The sequence below is a fragment of the Psychrobacter sp. W2-37-MNA-CIBAN-0211 genome, assembly GCF_040309405.1.
Taxonomy (GTDB): domain Bacteria; phylum Pseudomonadota; class Gammaproteobacteria; order Pseudomonadales; family Moraxellaceae; genus Psychrobacter; species Psychrobacter glaciei.
In genome coordinates this window covers 1-246 of sequence record NZ_JBEOOU010000472.1, presented here as the reverse complement: position 1 = coordinate 246, position 246 = coordinate 1, and the positions used below count along the sequence as shown (strand labels likewise).

Sequence of the window (246 nt, the reverse complement as noted above, 5' to 3'; positions counted from 1 at the left end):
AACTTCAGGATGTCGTCCGCGGAGTGCGTCATCGTGTCGAAGCGGTAGTTGATTTCACCCTGGCCGGCTGTGCCGACCTCGTGGTGACTGCGCTCGAGGATGAGGCCAGCATCGGAGAGCTTGATGCAGATGTCGTCCCGCAGGTCGGCGTGCTGGTCGACCGGGCTGACCGGGAAGTAGCCGCCCTTGTACGGGGTCTTGTTGGCGAGGTTGCCGCCGACACCGTTGACCTTTTCGTCCCTGCCG

At 63.4% G+C, this 246-nt stretch carries 1 pseudogene; it reads right to left on the bottom strand.

Annotated elements, in window-relative coordinates:
- Nucleotides 1–246: pseudogene (locus AAEY72_RS15930) on the bottom strand (hypothetical protein); the annotation flags it as partial.